The organism is Gracilibacillus sp. YIM 98692 (assembly GCF_010993965.1).
In the GTDB taxonomy this organism is placed as follows: domain Bacteria; phylum Bacillota; class Bacilli; order Bacillales; family Amphibacillaceae; genus Gracilibacillus.
In genome coordinates, this window is sequence record NZ_WIXM01000003.1 from 160,586 (window position 1) to 184,459 (window position 23,874).

At 36.0% G+C, this 23,874-nt stretch carries 24 protein-coding genes; 12 read left to right on the forward strand and 12 right to left on the reverse strand.

The genetic code is table 11. The features are described from left to right. Positions 1-43: 43 nt before the first annotated feature. Positions 44-808, reverse strand: coding sequence for an alpha/beta fold hydrolase (locus GHD00_RS05225; protein ID WP_163537090.1), 765 nt, complete (start codon positions 806-808; stop codon positions 44-46). Positions 809-952: 144 nt separating this feature from the next. Here GHD00_RS05225 and GHD00_RS05230 point away from each other — a divergent pair, with 144 nt between their 5' ends. From GHD00_RS05230 to GHD00_RS05240, 3 genes are all read left to right on the forward strand, one after another. Next, a complete protein-coding gene (locus GHD00_RS05230) occupies positions 953-1,804 on the forward strand; it encodes a Cof-type HAD-IIB family hydrolase (RefSeq protein WP_163537091.1) in 852 nt (283 codons plus the stop codon). A gap of 76 nt (positions 1,805-1,880) precedes the next feature. Further along, positions 1,881-2,075, forward strand: a complete 195-nt coding sequence (locus tag GHD00_RS05235; protein ID WP_163537092.1) for a DUF3813 family protein — start codon at positions 1,881-1,883, stop codon at positions 2,073-2,075. Between the two features lie 139 nt (positions 2,076-2,214). Continuing rightward, positions 2,215-2,478, forward strand: a complete 264-nt coding sequence (locus tag GHD00_RS05240) for a NifU N-terminal domain-containing protein (RefSeq protein ID WP_163537093.1) — start codon at positions 2,215-2,217, stop codon at positions 2,476-2,478. Between the two features lie 196 nt (positions 2,479-2,674). Here the strand turns inward: GHD00_RS05240 and GHD00_RS05245 are convergent, their stop codons facing one another. Beyond that, on the reverse strand, positions 2,675-3,517 hold the full coding sequence (locus tag GHD00_RS05245) for a BsuPI-related putative proteinase inhibitor (protein WP_163537094.1): 843 nt from the start codon (positions 3,515-3,517) through the stop codon (positions 2,675-2,677). Between the two features lie 47 nt (positions 3,518-3,564). Next, on the reverse strand, positions 3,565-4,413 hold the full coding sequence (locus GHD00_RS05250; protein WP_163537095.1) for a YitT family protein: 849 nt from the start codon (positions 4,411-4,413) through the stop codon (positions 3,565-3,567). Positions 4,414-4,613: 200 nt separating this feature from the next. Between GHD00_RS05250 and GHD00_RS05255 the strand changes: the two genes are divergently transcribed. Together GHD00_RS05255 and GHD00_RS05260 are read left to right on the forward strand one after the other, a co-directional pair. Continuing rightward, positions 4,614-5,477, forward strand: coding sequence for a DegV family protein (locus GHD00_RS05255; protein ID WP_163537096.1), 864 nt, complete (start codon positions 4,614-4,616; stop codon positions 5,475-5,477). 256 nt (positions 5,478-5,733) lie between these two features. Next, entirely contained in the window at positions 5,734-6,594 is an 861-nt protein-coding gene (locus GHD00_RS05260; RefSeq protein ID WP_163537097.1) for an SDR family oxidoreductase, read from the forward strand. Between the two features lie 139 nt (positions 6,595-6,733). On the opposite strand, the gene GHD00_RS05265 is transcribed toward GHD00_RS05260, so the two are convergent. The 5 genes from GHD00_RS05265 to GHD00_RS05285 form a co-directional block, all read right to left on the reverse strand. Then, positions 6,734-8,185, reverse strand: a complete 1,452-nt coding sequence (locus GHD00_RS05265; protein WP_163537098.1) for an alpha-amylase family glycosyl hydrolase — start codon at positions 8,183-8,185, stop codon at positions 6,734-6,736. 235 nt (positions 8,186-8,420) lie between these two features. After that, entirely contained in the window at positions 8,421-8,870 is a 450-nt protein-coding gene (locus GHD00_RS05270) for a hypothetical protein (protein ID WP_163537099.1), read from the reverse strand. Positions 8,871-8,915: 45 nt separating this feature from the next. Further along, positions 8,916-10,766, reverse strand: coding sequence for an asparagine synthase (glutamine-hydrolyzing) (gene asnB, locus GHD00_RS05275; RefSeq protein ID WP_163537100.1), 1,851 nt, complete (start codon positions 10,764-10,766; stop codon positions 8,916-8,918). A gap of 125 nt (positions 10,767-10,891) precedes the next feature. Further along, a complete protein-coding gene (locus GHD00_RS05280; protein WP_163537101.1) occupies positions 10,892-11,245 on the reverse strand; it encodes a YisL family protein in 354 nt (117 codons plus the stop codon). A gap of 164 nt (positions 11,246-11,409) precedes the next feature. After that, positions 11,410-12,576: a DUF418 domain-containing protein gene (locus GHD00_RS05285; protein ID WP_163537102.1), complete on the reverse strand. Its 1,167-nt coding sequence runs from the start codon at positions 12,574-12,576 to the stop codon at positions 11,410-11,412. A 161-nt stretch (positions 12,577-12,737) separates the two neighbouring features. Here GHD00_RS05285 and GHD00_RS05290 point away from each other — a divergent pair, with 161 nt between their 5' ends. Genes GHD00_RS05290 through GHD00_RS05315 form a run of 6 tightly spaced genes read left to right on the forward strand, consistent with a single transcriptional unit; the run spans position 12,738 to position 14,558 of the window. Continuing rightward, positions 12,738-12,956: a spore germination protein gene (locus GHD00_RS05290; protein WP_163537103.1), complete on the forward strand. Its 219-nt coding sequence runs from the start codon at positions 12,738-12,740 to the stop codon at positions 12,954-12,956. Positions 12,957-12,968: 12 nt separating this feature from the next. After that, positions 12,969-13,172 (forward strand): spore germination protein GerPB, encoded by a 204-nt coding sequence (locus GHD00_RS05295; protein WP_163537205.1) that lies wholly within the window; start codon positions 12,969-12,971, stop codon positions 13,170-13,172. A 27-nt stretch (positions 13,173-13,199) separates the two neighbouring features. Continuing rightward, positions 13,200-13,733, forward strand: a complete 534-nt coding sequence (gerPC, locus tag GHD00_RS05300) for a spore germination protein GerPC (RefSeq protein WP_163537104.1) — start codon at positions 13,200-13,202, stop codon at positions 13,731-13,733. Positions 13,734-13,740: 7 nt separating this feature from the next. Then, positions 13,741-13,959, forward strand: coding sequence for a spore gernimation protein GerPD (locus GHD00_RS05305; protein ID WP_163537105.1), 219 nt, complete (start codon positions 13,741-13,743; stop codon positions 13,957-13,959). Then, the gene (locus tag GHD00_RS05310; RefSeq protein ID WP_163537106.1) at positions 13,937-14,320 is read left to right on the forward strand and encodes a spore germination protein GerPE; all 384 of its coding nucleotides are present in this window, start codon (positions 13,937-13,939) and stop codon (positions 14,318-14,320) included. Before GHD00_RS05305 ends, GHD00_RS05310 begins: the two co-directional genes overlap by 23 nt. A 19-nt stretch (positions 14,321-14,339) precedes the next feature. After that, a complete protein-coding gene (locus tag GHD00_RS05315; RefSeq protein WP_163537107.1) occupies positions 14,340-14,558 on the forward strand; it encodes a spore germination protein in 219 nt (72 codons plus the stop codon). A 26-nt stretch (positions 14,559-14,584) separates the two neighbouring features. Here the strand turns inward: GHD00_RS05315 and addA are convergent, their stop codons facing one another. The 4 genes from addA to GHD00_RS05335 form a co-directional block, all read right to left on the reverse strand. Then, positions 14,585-18,307 (reverse strand): helicase-exonuclease AddAB subunit AddA, encoded by a 3,723-nt coding sequence (gene addA / locus GHD00_RS05320; protein WP_163537108.1) that lies wholly within the window; start codon positions 18,305-18,307, stop codon positions 14,585-14,587. After that, positions 18,307-21,780, reverse strand: a complete 3,474-nt coding sequence (gene addB / locus GHD00_RS05325; protein WP_163537109.1) for a helicase-exonuclease AddAB subunit AddB — start codon at positions 21,778-21,780, stop codon at positions 18,307-18,309. The genes addA and addB overlap by 1 nt, the downstream gene beginning before the upstream one ends. 127 nt (positions 21,781-21,907) lie before the next feature. Then, on the reverse strand, positions 21,908-22,456 hold the full coding sequence (gene lepB / locus GHD00_RS05330) for a signal peptidase I (RefSeq protein ID WP_163537110.1): 549 nt from the start codon (positions 22,454-22,456) through the stop codon (positions 21,908-21,910). A gap of 53 nt (positions 22,457-22,509) precedes the next feature. After that, on the reverse strand, positions 22,510-23,184 hold the full coding sequence (locus GHD00_RS05335) for a TVP38/TMEM64 family protein (protein WP_163537111.1): 675 nt from the start codon (positions 23,182-23,184) through the stop codon (positions 22,510-22,512). A gap of 200 nt (positions 23,185-23,384) precedes the next feature. Here GHD00_RS05335 and GHD00_RS05340 point away from each other — a divergent pair, with 200 nt between their 5' ends. Next, positions 23,385-23,771 (forward strand): YhjD family protein, encoded by a 387-nt coding sequence (locus GHD00_RS05340; RefSeq protein WP_163537112.1) that lies wholly within the window; start codon positions 23,385-23,387, stop codon positions 23,769-23,771. The last annotated feature ends 103 nt before the right edge of the window (positions 23,772-23,874 follow it).

The following is a 23,874-nucleotide window of genomic DNA, read 5'->3' on the forward strand; positions in this document are numbered from 1 at the left end:
CTATTATAAAGGAAAATCACACTTTCGCAAAAAGCTATGCTTATTATAATTGTAACTCGATCCAGTTAGCAAATTCAAGAATAGCAAAGCGACTTACGTCATGCCCACGTCCCATTTCTTTTAGGAAGCGGATATTTTCTGGATTTTTATAATGCTTAATTGCTTCCTCATAAAACTGATAAGCATGGTTAAAAGGGACAACTTCGTCTTCTTCCCCATGCCAGAAAAATAATGGGCGGCCAAATAATTTTTCCATTTGTAATGAAAGGTCAATATCATTTAATTGTTTCATTAATGAAGTTATTTCTGCTTCAGATAATGAGAATTCTTGCAGACTTTCTTGCATATAATCCACTAATTCCTGAGCAAATTTTGATATTTTAGGGGACCCCATTAAAACCCCTGCACTTTTTATCCAAGAAAACTGTGTTAATGCAGCAGCGGTCGTAATACCACCCATACTTGTACCGGCTAATCCAAAGCGGTCTTTATCCAATAGATGTTTTGCTGCAAGTTCTTGATAAATAATCTCTATATCATCAAGATTTTGCAAAATAATATCAAAAAAACGCATTTCCAATTCTGCCTTGGATAGATCCTCTTTACGGTCACCATGGTACATGCAGTCAGGTAAAAGTACACGGTACCCTTTTTCTGCTAAAAAGTATGCAATCGATAAATTATGCTCTTTAGCACTTGTAAAGCCATGTATGTACGTTAAGGTGGGCATTGGTTTATCGCGTTTATCTTGGTCGACAACATGCAGAAGCGGTATATCATTCCAATATTCTTTATTGATCACAATCATATTGTCTAATTCCTTTCTGTATAATATTGCTAATCCTATCATATCCTTTTCGCAGAGTGCATGCAAAAAAAAGGAATGAAATTACAAAAACTTTACATCCATAATCAAGCAATATAGACTATACTTACATTGTGAGGTGATAAAATGCAGGAAAAACACTTGATTGCACTTGATTTAGATGGCACATTACTGACAGATAGAAAAGAAATTAGTCCTTATACGAAAAATATTGTACACAAAGCGATTCAGGAAGGACATATTGTGGTTATCGCTACAGGCAGACCTCATCGAGCTAGTATCATGTACTACCAAGAACTTGGATTAGATACACCTATGGTAAATTTCAATGGAGCACTAATCCATCATCCACATGACCATAAATGGGATGTCCTTCATTCGCCACTTCCGAATCGCACTGCTAAAAAAATTATTCAAACATGCTATGAATTTAAAGTTGACAATATATTTGCTGAAATACGAGATGAAATGTTTTTAGATCGTTATGATGAGCAAATTTTGAACATGTTTTCACATCCCCAACAAAAAGAAATTATCACCATTGGAAGCTTAAAAAACCATTTAAAAGAAGATCCTACTTCCTTATTAATTCACCCGAAGAATCATCATATTGAAGAGTTAAGAAAATACTTGGATGATGAACACGCCTCCGTTATTGAACACCGAAAATGGGGTGTTCCTTGGGATATTATTGAAGTAGTACGAAAAGGAATCAATAAAGCTGTAGGTTTGAAAAAAATTGCTCATTACTACCACATTCCACAATCTCATGTTATTGCGTTTGGCGATGAAGATAATGACCTTGAAATGATTGATTATGCTGGTGTCGGTGTAGCAATGGGAAATGCCATCGATTCTCTGAAAGATATTTCTAACCACCAAACAAATACCAATCAAGCAGATGGAATTGGCACATTTTTATTAGAATATTTAAAACTAGACGTTTCCATATCCTCTACAAGCGAAATATACGAATAAAAATGATACTTTGCTACATACTAAAGCTTGAACATCTTAATGAATGTTCAAGCTTTAGTAAACAGGAGGATTTTCGATGCAAAATCAATTGTTTCAGCAAGCAAGAGAAGCAGTTAACCGTTTAGTAAACCGTGGCGGGCAATTTAACCAACAAGATAAACAAGCTGCACACGACGCTATTCAATCTGCATATAACAACGCTACAGCAGAAGAACAACAAGAACTAAAACAATTGGAACAACAATTAAAGCAACAAAACGAACTAAAATAGTCTCCTCGAATTATATACCCCGCACTTTAAACAGGCATACTGAAAAAGTATGCCTGTTATTTACATATATAAATTCTTTTTAATTTTACTCATTTCTGATATTATGAGTGTAAAGTACGTTTAAATAGGAGGAAAGAACATGGGCATTCATGTCGAATCAACACCAAATCCAAATGCAATGAAATTTACAAGTGACAAACTAATTTTTGAAGGGAATAACAGTATTTCTGTTATGCCAGGCCAAACAAGTGAATATGAAATTTTGAATGAATTAATGAATCTTGATGGCGTTGATAATGTTTTTGGATTTCAACACTTTATTACCGTTAACAAAAAAATGGATGTAGAATGGGATGCATTAATTGGACAAGTAGAAGATACTATCGAACGTTACGGATATTAGAAAAGAGAAGGAACAAATCCTTCTCTTTTTTTTAACGTATAGGAAAGCATAAATGGTCAGCAAGGAAGCAATCTCGACGTAGCAGACCATTTTAGGAAGATAGATAAGGGCAACTACAGCTCTGCTGTCGCCTAAAGGCTCGGCAATCGCCGAGTTTTCTTTACACGGCGAATAATTGTCCGTAAGCCCTCACTCTTTATTGTTGAAGTTGCTCTAATTCAACAGGTAATTGAACTGATCGATCTTCATTATATAGAAATAATATTAAAGTTCCATTTGTCGGTAAGTCTTCTTCTGAAATCGAAATCTCAATTGAAAAAGGTTGCCATCCATTATCATTTAATTCTAAAGGAGTTTGTTCAATTAAATAATGATGGCCATCTTCTACTTCATAATAAGCTTTTCCAATTGACCCATGAATTTCTCCTTCGACAATATATTGTCCCTTTTCCCCTTGTACTGTTACACCACGGAATGGTTCTTCTACTGCTTCCTCATTTTTAGTCATTTCTTTTATTTCTAGTGTTGTCGTTTGTTGGAAGAACTCATCCTCTATTGTTTCTCCATCTATTCGCGCAGGTAATAACGTCATTTCTACGTGATAAGTTCCAGTCTCTAATGTGTGATCTGGCTTCCATACTTCTTGCCACACCATCGTCTCGCCGCTCCCAATTTCTTTTTCAACTAAAGCTTCGGTAAACATTTTTCCTTCAGAGTACTGATATATTTTTTCTTCGTCCTTCGATACTATAATTTCATATTGCTTACCTGATGGAAAAGTGAGTACTTCCTTATCATCACTCTGGTTGGTTAACGAAAAATCAAAGCGTATCCCATCTGCTGTTTGATTGACATCCACCTCGAATAACAAATGATCCAGTGAATCTTCTTTTTTCTCATCCTCTTCTTCTGAAGGTTGGGAATTTACCGGGGTATTTGGCTCATCCTTTTGCATAGAGTCGTCTTCACTTGTCCCAGTTCCACACCCTATTAACAGCCCGAAGATACTAATAGTCATAAACCTAAGCAATTGTTTCATTTCAATGCCCCCTTTTTAGTATAGTCGTTTAACATGAAGAAAAAGTTTCAATCATCTCTGCGGAAAAATCCATAGACACCTGCTGTTTGAACTACATTGGTAAAGGCATTTTCATCGACTTCATGAATAATTCTTTCTAAGTCATATAGTTCATACCTTGTGATGACCAGATAAAGCATATGCTTATCTTCTTTTGTGTAGGCCCCTTTTACTGGGAGAATTGTCATCCCACGAGTCATCGTATCATGAATCGCTTTTTGTAATTCATCCGTTTTCTTTGTCACGATCATGGCGGTTACTTTTTCATGACGTGTATGTATGCTGTCAATAATTCTTGTTGTCACATATAAACCTACTAATGTGTACAGGGCATTTTCTGGTTCATTTAACAAACCTGCGATCACGATAATCATCCCGTTTATCACCATTAAATAACCGCCAATTGGCTTGTCTTTCATTCGTGAAATCCACATTGCGATAATATCAGAACCACCAGTTGATGCCCCCCATTTCAAGGTGATCCCAACACCAAAACCTGCGATCACACCGCCAAATACCGCATTTAACATTAAATCATCCGACAGGCTGAGGGTTGGCAGTATTTCCAATGCACCTGATGTAAAGATAACAGATAAAAAACTATATATTGTAAATCCTTTTCCTACTTTAATCCATCCAAGTATAGCAACAGGAATATTTAATAGAAATAAGATAATACCAGTACTTATATTTTCCATATGAAAGTAATCCGTGAATATTGTAGAAAGGATTTGTGAAATACCTGTAAATCCACTGGCATAAACGTTCGCTGCTATGAGAAAAAAATTCAGAGCTATCGCATTTAAGATCGCTCCAATAATAACGATAGCAATTCTTTGTGCCTGCATTAAAAACAAGATTATCCCTCCAATTATAACCATCTCTTTATTCTAAATAGGCCACGATATCCTTTACCCTTTGATTGGTTCATTTAACCATATTGAAGAGCAAATTAAGCTCATTTATTTTGACGAATAGACCGGTTATGCTTACACTTATATTAAACTGAAATAACGATTACATACATGTTGTCTAGTATGTAAAAGGAGGATGTCGATTGCAGATCCAAATTATGACCGATAGCGCTTGTGATTTATCAAAAGAAGATTATCAAAAGTACCAAATTGAAATGGTTCCATTAACGGTTCAATTAGAAGGAAAAAATTATGAGGATCAATTATCGATTTCGTCAAAGCAAGTATATGATTCGATGCGTGAAGGAAAAGCCCCAAAAACAGCACAAGTAAGTCCCCAAGTTTTTAAGGATGCTTTTGAAAAACATGCCAGAGAAGGAAGTGCAGTCATTTATTTATCCCTATCTTCTGAGCTTTCTGGAACATATCAAGCTGCTAAATTGATGGAACAAGAAGTAAAAGAAAATTTCCCTGACTTCAAGATAGAAGTCATTGATACGAAATGTGCTTCTCTTGGGTTGGGGTTAGTCGTATTAAAGGCAGCAGAACTAGCACAAAATAACACAAAATTTGAAGAAATCGTCTCTACCAGTAAATATTATTTGGAGCATATGGAACACATTTTTACGGTGGACGATCTCGAATATTTATATCGAGGCGGCCGTGTAAGTAAAACAGCTGCTTTTGTTGGAACATTATTAAAAGTGAAGCCTTTATTACACATGGAAGATGGCAAACTGATTCCACTTGAAAAAATACGTGGAACGAAAAAAGTCTATAAACGAATGCTCGAGGTTATGGATGAGCGAGGAATGGATTTAAAACATCAAACGATTGCCATAAGCCATGGTGATGCGAGTGATACTGCAGAACATTTGGCTAATATGATACGGGAAAAATGGGATGTAAAAGAGATTAAAATAAATATGATAGGATCTGCCATTGGGGCACATGCAGGACCAGGGACGATAGCATTATTCTTTTCAAATCAATCACCAAACGAATAAAAGACATGCACGCAGCTTATTTTGCTGCGTGTTTTTTACCATATCAAAATCTATATCGTGTTACAGATAAAGAGAATTCGACGTAGATACCACGACGAGGAAGATAGATAAGGGCAACTACTCCTCTAACTTCTCCCTAGACTCGTTAATCGACGAGTTTTCTTTATCATATTAAAATATGTATTATCGTATGGTGCATGATTCATTGGATTTTTGACATACTATTCAAATAGATTACATATAAGGAGTGGAAGGTATGTCATCCAATCAACAGAAAGAAATTTTACCCAAACAACATCAAGACAGGCAGCCTGGCTTTGAACACAACATGCAGCCATTACCAAAGACGATAAATCGCCATTATCAAGGCAGCCAAAAGCTTGCGCAAAAGAGTGCGATTATTACAGGTGGTGACAGTGGCATCGGTCGTTCTGTAGCAGTACATTTTGCTAAAGAAGGAGCAAATATCGCCATTGTTTATTATGATGAAGATCAAGATGCCAATGATACAAAAAAGATGGTGGAACAAGAGGGGGTACAATGCAGTCTTTTTAGAGGAGATATAGCGAAAAGTAACTTTTGCTCGGATGTGGTAGAGAAAGTGTATCAAGAATTTGGCAAAATAGATATTTTAGTCAATAATGCCGCGATGCAATTCCCGCAACAAGATTTCACTAAAATTACCGATGAACAGTTAGAGCGAACATTTCGAGTTAATATTTTCTCCTACTTTTATTTTTCAAGAGCGGTTCTGCCATACCTGAAACAAGGCAGCTCAATTATTAATACTTCTTCCATTACTGCTTTTAAAGGAAACAAAAAATTAATTGATTATTCGAGCACGAAAGGAGCCATTACGACGTTTACGAAATCACTAGCTCAATCTGTTGCATCACAAGGAATTCGAGTAAATAGTGTCGCACCTGGTCCCATTTGGACTCCTCTTATTCCAGCATCTTTTGATGAGAACGAGGTAGCAAAGTTTGGTTCAGATACTGAAATGGCACGACCTGGGGAACCATGTGAGGTCGCACCGGCCTATGTTTATTTAGCTAGCGAAGATGCTAGCTACATCACAGGTCAAACCATTCACATAAATGGCGGCACTCCGATCTAACCTCTAGGTATAAATTTTAAATAAAGAAAAAAGGAGCTGTTTAAATAGACAACTCCTCTGTACACGCAACTGGAATATATTCGCTTTTCCCACAGGAGTCTCATATATTCCAGTTGCTGAATTAATCATTCATACCTACCTATGAAATGACCTTATTCTTATTTTTAACACTGACGGTGATGACAAATCCGACAAATGCTCCGACGATAGCTAACATGGCTATGATAAAAAACCAATTAAATCCTGTATCTTCTTCTAATATAAAAACATTAGCTGTTTCACGGTCTAACACAATATAATAGTTCCCATCATCTTGTTGTCTTACAATACCATCTTCTAATAAACCGCGAAGTTGCATCCCATCATCCATATTGGCTATTTCTACCGTTTTTGTTTCTGTATCATTGTTGATCGCCATATACATAGTCTGATCGGCAGAAGTCCTTTTATAGACAGACATCGCTCCCGCTTGGTTTACGAGTTCTATATCTCCTTCTCGTAATGCCGGTGCATCTTCTCTCAGTGTACTTAATTTATCTAAGTATCTTGTAATATCTTCATCTGTCCGATTAACTTCTGCCATTCGATGATCAGGTTCTGCTGCCCCATTGTCCATCGGCACTTCAGAACCTTGATATATCAGACTATCGCCTGGAATGGTATATAAAAATGTAAGGGCTAATTTCCACCTAGTAACAGGGTTGAATCCTTCCCGAACTGCTTCATGCGTAAACCGATTCGTTGCCGCATTATCGATAAACTGTATTTGGTTGCCTTGTAAAAGTTGTTCTTCAGTCAAAATAGATTCTAATGATTCCCCTGGATGCTTCAATACATTCACTAATTTTTCTTGTAACCGATGATTCACTTGAAGATAATTTGCATCATTAGCGTAACTCTTTCCATCTGTCAGGAGAAGTGCTTGCTCGTTCACTTCCTCAATCCTCTCTTGGAAAGCTTGAATAAATGATTCAGGTGTATTCTCATTCACATATAAATGAAAACCATCAATTTCCACTTCTTCTATCCAATAGGCAGCACTATTTAAGAAATAGTTTTCCACATCATCTATTTGTAAATCAGGGATCAAAACCTCTGTACCCCATTGATGATTCTCTTTGTTCGCTGTCCACTTGCCATTTAGTTCTGATAAAGGATGATCGGCATTTACTTGAGAGACAACAAAATCCAAGATAACTTTCATATCATGTTCATGCGCCGTTTCTACCATTTGTTTTAAATCTTCCATTTCACCAAAGTGAGGATCTAGTGATTGGTGGTCCAATGGATCTAACCCATGGTAACTGCTTGATTCCATTACTGGACTAACATTAATCGCAGTAAAACCTAAATCTGCTAATTCAGGAATATGATCGATTATTCCTTCTAAATCACCACCATGATAAGCTGTTTTTTGATCAATATTAATGTCCATATCATTGTCGCTGTTGCCATTAATGAACCGATCTACCAATATATAATACATCCGCTCATCTGTCTTTTGATTAGCTTCGACCTTCCCTCCAAAAACAGTACCAATCATAATGATGAGAAACCCGACTAATAGAATTTGTCTAATATATTTATACATGTACTATCCCCTTCTTCATATAATCTTTCTTTTTCTATTATGATGAACTTTAACAAGTTGTCAAATAAAGAAAACTCGGCGATTGCCGAGCCTTTGGCGACAGCAGAGCCGTAGTTGCGCTTATCTATATACTTCAAATTGGCCGCCTCGTCGAATTACTTCCTTGCTGACCATTTATACTTTCAGATACGGTAATAAAAAGACTACACTTTTTTTGACAAAGTGTAGTCCTTTATTACTTTGATATTTGATTTAAATATTTTGTCTTCATTCTTTCTCTTATAAAATAAATCATACTAATCACAATAAAAAAGAGGATGGGAACAGTATATTGAAAAACGTTCATCCAATGGAAAGGTGCTTCGTGTTGATAGATTGCTTTTACGTATACATTACCTTCTTCTACCGCAATAGCTTCACTAACCGGAATATCGCTTATCGAAAAATATTTTGTATCAATCGGGTACTTATTTGAAGCATTTCCATAATACTCCCCTGTTCTATCAGGCTTAGAGGTAACCCGGCCAATATTCTCTTCCACCTGAACTATCGGAACCTGTTCCTCTGTCACTTGATACACCTTTCCATCATAGACCACAAACGGATAAGCCCAACTTAACCCCAAGACAACCGTTAAAGGACTAAACATACAGACAAGTAGTAAGCTAACGAAAAATTTTTTCATAATGGGTCACTACTTTCCTATACTTTTCCTATTAAATACCCTTCACTAGGACGTTTCAATCGTTACATCATACATTCTTAACCAATAATCAATTTGAGCTAGATGTGCCATTAATTGCGGCCCTGTCATTAATTGGCCAAACCATGGAGCATCTATATTGGATGCTTTATGATTGACTAATTCTTGCACCGCTTTTTTATCCAATACTTCAAATAACCGGGCATCCTTATCCTGTAAAATCTCATCCATCCATTTAACAACTGCTTTCGTATAAGCTGGGTGATGTGTTTTCGGATAAGGGCTTTTCTTACGATATAAAATCTCATCAGGAAGCAATCCCTCTAAAGCTTTTCGTAAAATTCCCTTTTCTCGATTTCCTATTGTTTTTATTTCCCATGGAATATTCCAAACATATTCCACCAAGTGATGATCACTAAACGGCACACGCGCCTCGAAACTCGCCCCCATACTCATTCGATCCTTACGATCAAGTAATGTTGGCATAAACCAATGCATATTTAAATAAAACATCTGACGTCTACTCCGTTGCTCTGCATCTTCCCCATCTAATAAGGGGGTCTCTCGAATCGTATCCTCGTATTTCGTTAGAGCGTATTCCTTCAGACTTAGCTTTGATTGCAGTTTTTTTGTTAATAACTGCTGTCTCACTTCAGAAGATCGAATCCAAGGAAAACCTTCTCTTTCTAAATCATCCTTACGATAAAACCATGGATAACCACCGAATATTTCATCTGCACATTCTCCAGATAAAGCAACGGTGACATGTTTTTTCGTTTGTTCACAAAACCACAATAGTGATGAATCCACATCTGCCATTCCTGGCAAGTCACGGTATCTTACCGCATCTTTTAATAAACCAGCTAATGTGTGATTATCCATCTCAAAAGAATGGTGACGGGTTCCGCAAGCATTTACCATCTTTTCAATAAATGATTTATCTTGATTTGGTTGAAAACTGCTTTTTTGAAAATATTGGTCATTTCCTTGATAATCAATGGAAAAAGTTTGTAAAGTACCTGAATTATGACGCTTCATATATTGACTAGCAATCGCGGTAATCGCACTTGAATCCACTCCACCAGACAAAAAAGTGCCTAACGGAACATCTGAAACGAGTTGCCGTTCCACGGCATCTGTTAATAACTCTCTGATATGTTGTGCTGTCTCTTCAACAGAGTCTTCATGCTTCTCACTTTGGACATTCCAGTACCGTCTTGTTTTCCAGCCATCTTTTGAAAAAATTCCGACATGTGCTGCTCGTAATTCTTCCATTTGCTTAAAAACACCAAATCCTGGTGTTCTTGATGGGCCAACTGCAAAGATTTCCGATAAGCCTTCTTCTGTTAAGACAGCTCTCACTTCGCTATGTGCTAAAATTGCTTTGATTTCGGAAGCAAATAAAAGACCATTTCGATGCTGCATGAAAAAGAGCGGTTTTACCCCTAAACGATCCCTCGCTACAAAAAGCTGTTCTTTTGCTTCATCCCATATCGCATAAGCAAAGATGCCATTTAATTTTTCAACATGAGATTCGCCCCATTCCATATAGCTTTTTAATAATACTTCTGTATCAGAGTGTGATTGAAATTTCCAGCCTCTTTTAACTAACTCACGTCTTATTTCTTCAGTATTATATAATTCTCCATTATAAACGAGTACATATTTTTGTTTCGACGTTCGTGCTTCCATTGGCTGCTTCCCGCCATCAGGATCCACTACAATCAGACGCTGATGCCCAAAACCAACATGTTGATCCAGCCAATAACCAGATTCGTCAGGGCCACGGTGTTCTAGGGTATTCGCCATTTGAGTGATATTTTGCTTTTCATTCGTTATATCACGAGTAAAATCTACCCATCCTGAGATGCCACACATCGAGTATCCTCACATCCTCTCTGTCTCGATCACTCTTAATAATGTATGCATATACAGGCAAAAAATGACCAGTACAAAAAAAGCATGCCTCTTAAGAAAGGCATGCTATATATCGATTTACTCTTTTACATAGGTAATCGAAAAAATCCGAGAACTAATGCAATAATGAGAGCTATAATCAGTTGAGCCCATACACCTTTTGCAGGTTTGCCTTTGGAAGTTTTCACTAATACCAATTCCATTCCTGCAATAACCCATAAACCTGCTAATCCTTTTACAATCAACTCACCTAAGAAAGGAAAACCGCCACTGGCATATTCTGCAAACAGATCTCCGCCAGAGTAAAGAATCAGCAAATAATCTAAGCGCAAAATCATATGTAGAATCTTGCCAGCTTTATGACCTTGTTTATAAAAGATAAACGATATCAACAATAAAATTAAACCTAACACCCATGCGGTAATATGCAAATGTGTCATTTTGTTCCCCCCTTAACTATTCTATTTAAAAACATCATATCATTTATTAGGATAATTTTCATTTTTAATCTTGGACTTCACGCAATTGTCAAAAACCAGTCTATATTTTCACATTTATCACGGTGAACAATCGTCCGTATAACCCCACTGATGGAAATCTCTCTTTATTTGTTCGAATAAACCTTACCAATTCTTCCATAAGTTCCTTTTCTCCAGAGCCACTCCAGTGGGCCTCTCCTCCATTTTCGAAGCCATACATAACTCCATATAATTTGAAGCGGAAAGACAACGAACGCAATTGCTATAGTCTCAAATGGGGTTAGGGAACCATACCAACCAAGACCAACGGAATAAAATAACAAAACACCAATAATCGACTGAAGAATATAATTCGTTAAGGCCATTTTCCCAACATAACTAAACAATCGGAAAATAACTGATATATAAGAGTAAGTTAAAGCAATCGTTAACATGTAAAAAATCGCAGACATCGTTCCACCTATCATATCCTGTGGAATAGTCAGCCATAAGGGATTTCCAATAAAATATGGGCCTACCTTAAATAGCACGAAACCAATTAAGGTGATGAGCCATACTCGCTTCAATATATTTTGATGATCTTTTATATCATGCAGCCACTTATTTCTTGCAAAAAGCATCCCAATTAAGAAAATTGGCAATATATTAGCAATCATTAAAATAAAGGCAAAGACATTATTAGCGAAGAGCCAATCTGTCATATTTTGACGAAGAATTTCTCCCCAACCACCTCCACCATAATGTTGGTAAGCACGCTCTATTAGTTCTACATTGGTTGTATCTATAAAATCACGCGCCAAATACATTAATCCTGTAAACAAAGACATAGGAATCAGTAACAAGCATAAAGACCAAGTCCATAACGTTTTGTTTTCACAGTGAATAAACAACAGCAATATAAGCCCGATTAAACTATATGTAATCAATATATCCCCATACCAAATCAAAAATGCGTGAATACATCCAAATAACAATAACAATAAAAGTCTTCTAACTAATAATCTTCTAGGCTTGGCAAGTTTATTTTTAGCATTTTCATATATAATCTGAATACCAAATCCAAATAAAAAAGAAAATAGCGAATAAAAACTAGCTTGAAAAAAGATATCAATAATGATTTGCCAGATACCAGCATCTCCCGTTCCCCAATAATTTTGTCCATTTCCATATAAAAAGTATGGACCATGAAAAGCTGGCAAATTAACCATAAAAATTCCAAATATCGCAAATCCTCTTGCCGCATCAATCCAAGGCAATCGTTGATGATTCGAAAAGGGTCTGACTGAACTCATTTACTTTTCCCCCTATTCAGTTAATTCTTTATACAGTTTATCTTATTCAATTGCTAAAAACTAGTATATTTTCAAATAATTATCTTTAACTTGTTTTCACACTCTTTATGACGATTCATAAAATAATTATGGAACAATGTTTGAGGTTAGGATGATGTATGATGCCAGCGGTTGTCGGTGCAGTAAAAGTAATCAATATAGGCTCTTCCAGCATTTTTCATATTGGGGATGTCTATAAAATGCAACCATACACCCAAGCAAAAACGTTTGCTGGTGGTGGATCGTTTAATACAGGTGATGGTATTCGCATACAATTAAAGAATGCACAAACTCAAATGATCGATGACGATAAGTTCGATCAAAATATAACTGGAGTTTAGTAGGTGATATATGTGCAATTAACCGTTCATCAATCCATTTATATCCATTTGCTTAAAGTAGAGAATGTAACTAATTCGTCTGTCCTGCAGATCGGAAGCTCTGGGAAAATGCAAGCTCTATCGCAGCTTTACAATACTGGTGAATTCGAAACGCTTGCAGAAGAGGCTGAAATTGAAGGTGCCCAAGAACCGTTAGTACCTCTATCTCCAACGTAAAGAAAAAAGGAATAAGGAGTGAAATAAATGAATGATCAAAATTTGTATTATTATCTCTCTCAATTACAACAACAAATGAACCAATTACACGATCATATAAACTCCTTAGAGGCCAGATTAAAGCAAATAGAGCAGTCTTCATCAAATAAAACAAATATTGAAAAGCTTGAATACCATTTTGATCAATTAAAAATCGAACGATTAGATGGTACCCTTCACATTGGCGTAACTCCTGATGAATTACAACAAATGGATGATTTCTCTCTCCCACTTCAGCAATCCATGCCTCCAACGATACAAGAGGAAATCAATCAGTACATGGAAAATGAAATACCATCCTACATCCAAGAATTAGAACAAGAATACCAACATAGTTTAGATAACCAATTTCGCCAAGCCTTAATCGATGATATCAAAAAACAGTTACCGCAGCGGATCGAATATTATCAACAAGCGAATATGCCTCCAAATCAATTACATCAGCATGTTACTTCCAATGTGAAAAATGAGATGATTCAAGGACTAAGAAAATGGTTTACTCAACATTCTAAAAAGGAGTAAGGTAATTATGAAATACGATGTCCATAATTGGAACTTAGAAGTTGGAAACATTTCTATTGTAGGTGTTTCTAGTTCTTCTTTATTTTTAGTCGGTGACAGTCATGAAATCAAACTTTCTTCTCAATTTGATACACCTCCTGAATCCTACATTGTTGGTGCACAGGTACCATTAGCAGAACCTGAAAACCAAGGAGCAGCAAATAATGAAACAACACCGGACAGCTAAAGTCAATGCCATAAAAGTTACCGGGTTATCTCGTAGTTCAATTTTCCATATAGGAGATGTCCATACAATAGAACCTGAATTAGATGCTCTGGCCGTTCAGAAAGAAGGTGGTATTTCTTCTGATAAAGGATTTGAATTAGAGAAATTTCCAATTTTCCAACGCGAATTCATTCACCTATCAGAGCAAGACGATGTTATTCAGACGACAACTCATCACCATCCATTTATTCGTACTAATAAAATGAATATAATGGCGGCATCTGCATCTGCTATTTTACAAATTGGCAATAGCAAACAAGTGAATGCTGAAGCTAAGGTTAAACATATTCGTATTATAAAAGAAGAAGAAAACTCTCCTTAAAAGAAAGGATGTGATTTGTTTGCCATCGATTGTTGGTCCGATAAAAATTAATAGTGTTGGAGGAGGCGTCGTCAATTTTGGGGACAGCTTCTATTTATCGCCAAAAAGTGCGTCAAAATCAGCTTCTGGGGCTGGAGGTAATAACACCGGTGATTTTACCAACACCAATACTGGTTTTAATATTACCAATGCAGTTGATCCTGATGCAGTTGATCAAATCGTAGGTGGTAATGCCTAAGGAGGGAAGTATTCTCTCCTTTGGCACTACATTTCTACAAGTAATCCTTTATCAAAAAAGTATAGATATTTCTCACAAACTGGTTGTTCCCATATCTCTTCAATAGCTTTGGCATATAATTCTATTTGAACCAAATATCTTTGCTTTAAACTTTCCTCTGTCATGTTATCAGATAACTGGTCTGTTTTATAATCTAACAAAATCCAACCATCATCTGTTTTAATCAGACAATCCACAACCCCTTGCAAAAAAATCCGTTCTTGCTGTTCATCCGACCAAGAAGGGTATACCTCTTTGGCAGGTAATGTCAAGCTGAAGGGAATTTCTCTTTCCACGTGTTTAGCTGTTGAAAATCTTTTACCAATATCTGTTTCAAAGAATTGTACAATTCCTGACATGTCAATAGCTTCTGCCTCATCCTCTGTTAGTAGCTCTTGTTGCTCTAATTGAGAAACAAATTCTATCACATCTATTTGATCCCATTGTTCTTTTCGAGGTATATGTTGCATTACTGTGTGCATAGCAGTTCCAATTTCTGCTTTTGACAATGTCTTTTCTTGTTGCATAAACTGTGGTCTCTTTCTTATAGGCGCTCGAAATGGTTCAATCAACTGGGCATCGCTATACATATCTTTCACTTCATACTGGCGTTTCATCTCTGTTACTGTTTGTTTAGCACGGTAAAAAGACGCGTCAGAGTATGGATATTTATAATTAAGCTTTTCATCCACTACTTCTTGCAGTGTTGAATTGTTTAACACCAGTGGCTTCCATTCATGAATCGCATTTGCTAATTCATCAATTGTTTGTCTAGTTGTTTCATCAATTTTATGAAATACACTACTATGTATTCGAGCTACATTCCAAATGGATGAATCCTTTAACAAATCTGTTGAACTAATAGACGCAAATGAATCACTTCGTAATAGCTCTCCATGCTGATGACGGATTAATGCCGCTCCTACCCAATCCAAATAAGACAATGATTCTAATCGATAATAGGACGGTAATACCCACTTGTTATCATTTAAAACACGTTCCCATTTCTTTTTCTTTTTTTCTAGGGAGGTGACTGTACCTATTAGTACAAGCTTCTCTTTTGCACGAGTTAGGGCAACATATAACACTCTCATTTCTTCGGCAAGCATTTCTCTATACATCTCTTCTTTAAAAGCATGATATATAAGAGTTGGATACATAATACGCTTTATAGGATCAATATATTTAGTGGCAAAGCCTAATTCTTTATGCAGTAAGTATTTCTGTCTTATATCTTGTTTATTAAATTCTTTGTTTAAACCGCCGACGATTACAAGTGGAAATTCTAATCCTTTACTCTTGTGGATGGTCATAATACGAACAACATCTTCTTGCTCCCCTAGTGCTTTTGCGGCACCTAAATCTTCACCTTTCTCCTCCATTCTCTCAATGAAACGCAAGAATCGGAATAATCCACGAAAAGATGTAGATTCATAACTTTTTGCTCTATCATATAAGGCTCTTAAATTGGCTTGACGTTGTCTGCCTCCAGGAACGCCTCCAACAAAGTCATAATAACCTGTCTCCTGATATATTTGCCAAATCAATTCTGATAAAGATCCTTGTCTTGCTTCAGAACGCCAAATGTTCAATCGGCTTAAAAACAATTCCAGACTACTTAATTTAGACTTATCTTGACTGCTATGCTTTCTTACATATGATTTTAAAGCTTCATAGTAAGTGGCCTGTTTGTTAGCTAAGCGAATTTCTGCTAAATCATTCTCATCTAATCCTACAATAGGGGATTTCAGTACAGAAGCTAGTGGAATATCTTGTCTAGGATTATCCACTACCTTCAATAAGCTTAACATTACTTGAATTTCAATCGCTTCTAAATACCCTGAAGATAGCTCTGCATAAACTGGAATTCCTTGTTTTTTAAACTCTTCCATAATAGTTGGAGCCCAAGTCATGGATCGAAGCAATATCACGATATCACGAAATTCTGCTTTTCTTGGTAATGCAGTTTTTTTATCTACTACCTCTATCGCTTCTTGCTCTTTATTACCAATCCATTGATTAATTTTGTCAGCATAAGCTCTTGCTTCTAATTGTGCTTTTTCAAGTTCATCAAGGCTGTCTTTTTCTTCGTCATTCAACGATTCTTTTTCTGACTCATGAAGTTCTTGATCGATGATGATACACTCCGCCTCAGGATTGGTAATTGGATACTGTTTAAAATCCATATTCCCATATACAAGTTCAGCATCTTGATCATATTCTAAGTCACCGATTTCTTTATCAAAAAGTTGTCTAAAAATAAAGTTGGCAGCATCTAATACTTGTTCACGACTTCTGAAATTTTTCGCCAAGTCAATCCGATAACCTCTATGCGCCTCTTTCGCAAAGCGGTTATATTTATCAATAAATAAAGTAGGCTCTGCATGGCGAAAACGATAAATGCTTTGTTTAACATCCCCTACCATAAACATGTTGCCTTGATAACTTTTGTCCGAAATGGAAGTCAATATAGTTTCTTGCACAATGTTTGTATCCTGGTATTCATCCACCATAATCTCTTTATATTTTTTTTGTAAATCGATCGCAACAGATGATGGTGTTTGTTCATCTTTGTCTTCTAACAAAATTTCCAAGGCAAAGTGTTCGAGGTCTGCAAAATCTACTATTCCTTTTTCTTTTTTCGCCTCTTGATAAGATTGCTTAAATGTCTTGATCATTTCCGTTAAATGTTTCACTGTTGGATATAATTGTTCCATATCTTTTAGATGATGCGTCAAATCTCTACTAAACCAATCGTTGCTTATATTGCTCCATCTGTCCTTTACTTCTTTTCTTAATTCTTTTACTTTTTCCTTCTTTTCTTCTGCACAATCCACTTTTTTTCGAGATAGTGGTTTAAACTTGCTGCTTTGAAAAACTTTTCTTGACTCTTCCCATGAGATTTGAATAGCACCACGTGCTTGTTGAATCATTTCCATATCCATATCTAAAGCATCCGCATAATGATATGGACCATCACTTTCACGAGTTACCTTTAATGCTTCTTCTATTTGTTGTTCCATTACTTCCAGTTGTCTAGTGACTTCTCTTTTTAGAATAGACAGCCATGGGAGATGAAGTTCTTCTGTCATCTCATCCACTTTATATATGTGAACCATTTGATCAAGCCAATGATCTGGATTTGGATGTTGTATGGAAAACTCATACATTTTGAGTATTAAACTTTCCACTTCCCTATCACTTCGGTCATTAGAAAAACGATCAACTACTTGAAAAAAAGCTTCTTGTTTCATTAGATCATCTGTTCCATACCAGGTTTCAAATAACTCCTCCATTACTTCTTGTCTAATGAGATCTGCTTCCAACTCATCTGCAATACGAAAGTTTGGATCTATGTCTACTTCATAGGCATATTTCCGCACTAATTCCATACAAAAAGCATGGAGAGTAGAAATCGAAGCATGTTGCAGCAATGATAATTGTTTTTTCAAATGATTTGATGTTGGTTGATTTGCTAATGCTTCTTCTAATGCTGTCCCAATACGACTTCGCATTTCTTGAGCTGCCGCATTGGTAAACGTTACAACAAGTAAAGAATCTATATCTACTGGTTTTTCTTTATTTAAAAGCTTTTGAATAATCCGTTCTACTAATACTGCTGTTTTACCAGACCCTGCAGCTGCTGCAACTAAAATATCCTGACCGGATTGATATATCGCTTCCTCTTGTTCTTGTGTCCACTGTGGCATTAGACTTCACCTCTTTTTACAAGCTCCATGATTTCCTCATCACTTAACTCCTTTAATTTTCGATAATTATTTTCTGTTAAAGTTGGATCGAATTGACACACGGAGCGATAGGAACAAAACTCGCAAGCGGTTTGCTGCTTTTGTTGAAATGGGTTTAACTTTACTTCTCCTTCTGTAATCGCAACACCTGCGTGTTCCATAAGCGTCCGAATATAAGATTGAAGCTGTGCAAAAGTATCTGATTCTGCTACTTTTGAATATTTATAAAATGCTCCCTTTTTATTTAAACCGACCGGAACAATATTACTTCTACCAGACTCAAGAGAGGTATCCATCATTTTAGCTACATCTTCTTGCTCTAATAAAAGACCTTTCATTTTAAATTTCTTAAATAACTCTTGCTCTATCTGTTCTTCGGCCATCAGATCATTAGCTGACAGCATGGGATTATGCACATGGAAATAAAGCACTCCTGCAGGTGAAGCTTGTACACCCAACCATTGTTCAGCATTATTAAGTACTACATCTAAATAGGCCAACATTTGCAACGCTAAGCCATAGTATACTTCGGATAAACTTAAACCTTTAGCACTGGATTTATAATCTATAATTCTTAAGAATAACTGTTCATTCTGTGTAGCTTGATCGACTCGGTCGATTCGTCCTCTTAACAACAAGGTGTAATCATTTGGCAATTCGATGCGTAAAGGATCTAGTTGATTGGCATAACCAAATCCTACTTCTAAGCCAACAGGTGCAAATTGACTATTCCTTGCTTGTTTACTTAGTACAAGCGTCGCACGTGCAATAATACTCTCTAATTTCTTTTGAATATACTGATAGCGATTGGAACTGTGCAAGATTTGATGTTGTAATATGGGTGATAACTGTCTTATTGCTCGATTTGCATAACGCCTGGCCTCATCATCATAAATACTTGAAAAATCACGCTCATCTTTTTGTATCCATTCTGTGATTTGTTTTAGGGCTTCGTGAAATAATTGTCCAATATCTGGTGCGTCTAATTTATATTGTCTACGTTCTTCTAAACCTAGGCTATATCGAGCAAAATGCTGATAAGAACAACGATGATACATTTCAAGTCTTGAAACACTGGCCCTTAGTTCCTTATCGTGCATTTCATTAACTGTTTGTTTCGCTAAATTAACAGGTTTATTTTGATAGAACAAACTTTGCAACACACTTTGATTTATCTTTTGATCTTTTGATTGACTCACATACCAATTCAATACATGATTCCAAATTGGATCAATTGGATAACCTCGTAATTTCCTAGCTAGCTGTGCTGTTAGAGCCCCCCTCGTTTTTTTAGGTGTGGTAACAAATCGACTAGCCTCTGTCATTTCTTCAGGGTCTTGCAAAATGATTCGTTCCTTTTGATTAGGAAATAACTCAATCACTCTTTTAATTAAAGGAGAAGGGACTTTTTGTTTGCCTTCTTCATTACTAATTGGATAACTAATATATAAATATTCAGATGGTAAAGTGAATGCTAAATAAACATAAAACCAATCATCAAGTAATTGTTGCTTACTTCCTTCTGCTAATCGAATCCCATTGTCCGCAAGCAACATTCTTTCTTCTTCTGAGATGAGACCATCACTACTTGGCTTCATTGGCCAAATTCCTTCATTTACTCCTAATAGCAACGCACATTTGATTCCTTGCATTCTTGAGCGGTCAATGGATCCAGTCACAACATGATCGACACTTGGTGGCACGTGAGAAAATTGCAACGACTCAAATCCAGATTCCATTATATTACGGAATCTTTTCATATCTATTTTTTCTTCTCCAGCTACTTCGGTCAGCTCCTCGAGCAATTGTATAACCGCTTCCCACACTTGATCTTGCTCTCTGCCTTTTTCAACTCGACCCTCTTCATCATAAAGTTGTCTAATTGTTTCAAGTTGTGTCGGAACTCCTATTTGCTCTAACCATGTAAACAAGGCAATTGCTTTATCCTTGATTGTATCTGCATTTCTTAATTCTTGATCAACACTTTCAAGGGTATGCGCTACTTGTCTTCGATAAGCATTAATTCTTTTTTGGATGTCTAATTCTTTATCTGTTTGCGCTTGCTGATCGAAGCCTTTAAAGCGCTGAAACACCCAATCTTTTTCATCTAGCCACTGCCTTCGTCCACGAACTCCATATTCAAGCACATAATTTTCTAATTCATCAATTGCTTCTTGGTTTAACTGTGCTTCCCCCGCTGGTAAGAAGCCAGTTTTCAACACTCGAAACACCGCGTCATAACGCCAATTCCCTTCTACTATATCTAACAGTGAACGAATGCATTCAATAAGCGGATGATTTAACATCGTTCTTTTGTCATCTACAAAGACAGGGATTTGATATTCTTGAAATATGGTTGTCACTAAATCGTGATATACATCTGGCTCTCGTAATAGGATAGCAATATCCTTATAACGATAATCCTCATCCCTTACTAATCTCAAAATTTCTTGTGCCGCACCCTCTACTTCAGCACGCGGGTGAACTGCTTCTGCCATCTGTACCGGTGCTTTTTTATCAAAAGGCACAGCTGGCCGACTATCGAAGTATACATCTAAATGAGTAAAAGGATCACCATCTATATCTTCTACCGAAAGCTTTAGCATATCTGTTGGAATCAGCCATTTTTGCGACATCTGTTTTAATTGTGAATATGTTTCTTTCGTTTGGTAAAATAAATCAAGGGTGGAAGGATTAACATTTTCTGCTTGATCGATAGTTAACGTAACCGTTACATTTTTTGCATTTTTCAACATTGCCTCTATTACAACAAGTTCATGAGGGGTAAAACGGTGGAAACCATCTATGTATATCTCTGTTTCCTCTAAAAAATCAGTGTTTTCTAGCTTTTCTGTAAGCAGCTGTAATTGATCTTCGCTATCAATGTAGGCTTCTTGTAACGCATGATTCAGTTGTTCATAAATATAATACAAATCATCTAACTTATGATGTAAAGCTTTTTCGCTAATAGATTGATGGCGAAATTGATCCAGATGTGTTAATTGTTCTGTTAACACATCTGGTGTAACACAATATCTTTTAAACTCTGTTATCATATCTTCCAATTGTTCGATAAACCCTTGCTTTTCAACCGCTTTTTGAAACACTTTCCAATCTGCTGTTCGCTGATCCACGATCTTTCTTAGCATCATTTGAATACCAGTGGATGTAATAAACTTTTTCGTAGCTCCTCCCTTTTGTTGCAGGACTCGCCATGCTAGTCTTGAAAAACTATACACCTGAGCGCGGATGGAACCATTCACTTCACTGCTATTTAATAAACGATATTCTTGTTGAAACGTCATTTGATCAGGAACTAAATAAATGATTGGAGGTCCTTGAGGGTTTTGACGAAGCTTTGTTTTAATTTCTTCTAAGCAAAAATCACTTTTGTTTGAAGTAGCTTGACCTATCACAAAACGTAGCAATTTCATCCACCTTCTTTTCTGCCCTTTTTCCCTATGTATCTAACCTAACCATACCAAACAAACGTTCTTTTGTCAAAAAATAAAAATAGTTACCGTTATGAATAAAGGTAACTATCAAGTAAACGCTTACTAACTATTTGACGAATTGAAAGTTCATTTGCTCCATAGGCCAATATCTAATATCTACTTTTCCGACAACGGTTTCTTGATCTATAAATCCTATTTTTCGACTATCATAGCTTTTTTTTCTATTATCACCTAAAACAAACAATTTCCCTTCTGGTACAACTGTTTTCCCTGTCAACTCTTCTAATGTGAAATCATTGGTCAACAGCCCTTCATCCGGGTTACGATATGGCTCTAAATAAGTTTCTTCTATCGATTCCCCATTTAAATAAAGCATATCATCTTGATAAGCAACGTGATCTCCAGGCTTTCCAATCACTCTCTTCACATAGTCTTCTTCTTTATTTGCATGAAAGACAATGACATCAAATCTTTCTATTTCCTTTAAATCATAGACTATTTTATTAACCATTAACAAATTTCCATCGAATAATGTAGGCTCCATAGACTTTCCATTTACTACATAGCTTGCAAATAAGTAAGAACGGAATAAGAAAGTAAGCAATGTAGCAATAAGAACAATTCGAACGATAGATATCCATTTTTTCTTTTTCATTCCCGCTCACTCCAAAGGGTCTTCTTTATTAACTAATTTACCCCATACGGAAATCATTTAATCCGTTTATTTCCATTTTTTTTATTTAAGCTTTTATTTTGTAATCTTTTCTCTATAAATTTACCAATCACCCAAAAAATTAATATGCAAACACCCACCACAATGGTTTTAACTGGATTTTGTGCAAAAGATACAATGCTATTTCCTATATATGCTACGGTGAAAATCATCACTGCTTTTCCTAGTAATACGGCAAGCACAAACTGATACAAGCTAACAGCGGATAAACCTGCAACTAAATTGATAATCGCTGAAGGGGAAAAAGGAAAACATAACAAAAGGAATAGCGGACCAAACCCATGACGTTCTAGCCAATTCATTACCTTCGACACTTGTTTATTTTTTCGAATCCATTTAAATAGGCGAATATCTTTAAAACGTCTCACTATAATAAATACAAGAACGGCTCCTGCACTAGCCCCAGTCCAAGACAAGAAAAATCCTTCCAGCAACCCATAAGCTGCTGCATTTGTCATCACAAATACGACTAGTGGTAAAAAAGGTAAAAATGCTTCCAAAAAAGGCAAGAAAAAACCCGGAATGGGACCTAAACTTTCATAGCTTTTTAGCAAAAAGTTGACCAGTTGATCATATTCATTTGCTTCAATTAATTCCTTTATCTCTTCTATATCTATATTATCTATGTTTGCAATATTATATGAATACATCCACTTAAAAACTCCTTAGAAACTGAAATTGATTTAGTTGTTCCTCTTTTATTTTAATAAAATTTCTCGCTTTTTCATAATTTTTCACTTGTTTTCCCTTATTTAAACACGACCATTATTTTCAAAACATATTTTTGTTGTATTTTTGTGCTTTTCTGCATATAATAGAACACACGTTCTTAAAGAGGAGGATATAGCTGTTGCGGTATTTAAATGATTATGAATGGAAATTAGCTTCACGTTTTCTCTTTTTATCGCTGGCATTACGTGTTATTAAATACGATTTAGAAAAACTTCAGCAGTTATCACCATTTAAAATTAACGAAATATATATAGATTTATTCCAACAGGTAGAACAATATGCAATAAAAGAAAGAAGAAAACTGCGCCAAAAAATGCAACAAGAAAAAATGCAAGTCATGACACTTGAAAAAAATGAATCTTTCACCTCTTACTTATTTATTTGTAAAGGGAAAGAAGAAACACGCAACTATTTTAATCCGGCAATTCGAAAAAAGGTAGAACAAATCTTAAAAGAATTAGTTTCTCAAGTTACCGGACTAGAAAAACAGCAAAAGATCAAATGAAGTTATAAAGTGAGACTTCCATCAGTGGAGGTCTTACGGACGATTGTTCATCATGATAAACGAGGTTGGGGCATAAGTAGTTTATTCATAGGAAAATCCGAAC

Excerpts from the sequence above, each read along its gene's own strand:
- lepB (WP_163537110.1), bottom strand. The coding sequence starts at position 22,456 with ATGAAAAAGAAAAAATGGATATCTATCGTTCGAATTGTTCTTATTGCT.
- GHD00_RS05285 (WP_163537102.1), bottom strand. The coding sequence starts at position 12,576 with ATGAGTTCAGTCAGACCCTTTTCGAATCATCAACGATTGCCTTGGATT.
- GHD00_RS05280 (WP_163537101.1), bottom strand. The coding sequence starts at position 11,245 with ATGACACATTTGCATATTACCGCATGGGTGTTAGGTTTAATTTTATTG.
- addB (WP_163537109.1), bottom strand. The coding sequence starts at position 21,780 with ATGAAATTGCTACGTTTTGTGATAGGTCAAGCTACTTCAAACAAAAGT.
- GHD00_RS05310 (WP_163537106.1), top strand. The coding sequence starts at position 13,937 with ATGAAACAACACCGGACAGCTAAAGTCAATGCCATAAAAGTTACCGGG.
- asnB (WP_163537100.1), bottom strand. The coding sequence starts at position 10,766 with ATGTGTGGCATCTCAGGATGGGTAGATTTTACTCGTGATATAACGAAT.
- GHD00_RS05240 (WP_163537093.1), top strand. The coding sequence starts at position 2,215 with ATGGGCATTCATGTCGAATCAACACCAAATCCAAATGCAATGAAATTT.
- GHD00_RS05335 (WP_163537111.1), bottom strand. The coding sequence starts at position 23,184 with ATGTATTCATATAATATTGCAAACATAGATAATATAGATATAGAAGAG.
- GHD00_RS05305 (WP_163537105.1), top strand. The coding sequence starts at position 13,741 with ATGAAATACGATGTCCATAATTGGAACTTAGAAGTTGGAAACATTTCT.
- GHD00_RS05235 (WP_163537092.1), top strand. The coding sequence starts at position 1,881 with ATGCAAAATCAATTGTTTCAGCAAGCAAGAGAAGCAGTTAACCGTTTA.
- GHD00_RS05230 (WP_163537091.1), top strand. The coding sequence starts at position 953 with ATGCAGGAAAAACACTTGATTGCACTTGATTTAGATGGCACATTACTG.
- GHD00_RS05265 (WP_163537098.1), bottom strand. The coding sequence starts at position 8,185 with ATGTATAAATATATTAGACAAATTCTATTAGTCGGGTTTCTCATCATT.
- GHD00_RS05245 (WP_163537094.1), bottom strand. The coding sequence starts at position 3,517 with ATGAAACAATTGCTTAGGTTTATGACTATTAGTATCTTCGGGCTGTTA.
- GHD00_RS05225 (WP_163537090.1), bottom strand. The coding sequence starts at position 808 with ATGATTGTGATCAATAAAGAATATTGGAATGATATACCGCTTCTGCAT.
- gerPC (WP_163537104.1), top strand. The coding sequence starts at position 13,200 with ATGAATGATCAAAATTTGTATTATTATCTCTCTCAATTACAACAACAA.
- GHD00_RS05270 (WP_163537099.1), bottom strand. The coding sequence starts at position 8,870 with ATGAAAAAATTTTTCGTTAGCTTACTACTTGTCTGTATGTTTAGTCCT.
- GHD00_RS05290 (WP_163537103.1), top strand. The coding sequence starts at position 12,738 with ATGCCAGCGGTTGTCGGTGCAGTAAAAGTAATCAATATAGGCTCTTCC.
- addA (WP_163537108.1), bottom strand. The coding sequence starts at position 18,307 with ATGCCACAGTGGACACAAGAACAAGAGGAAGCGATATATCAATCCGGT.
- GHD00_RS05260 (WP_163537097.1), top strand. The coding sequence starts at position 5,734 with ATGTCATCCAATCAACAGAAAGAAATTTTACCCAAACAACATCAAGAC.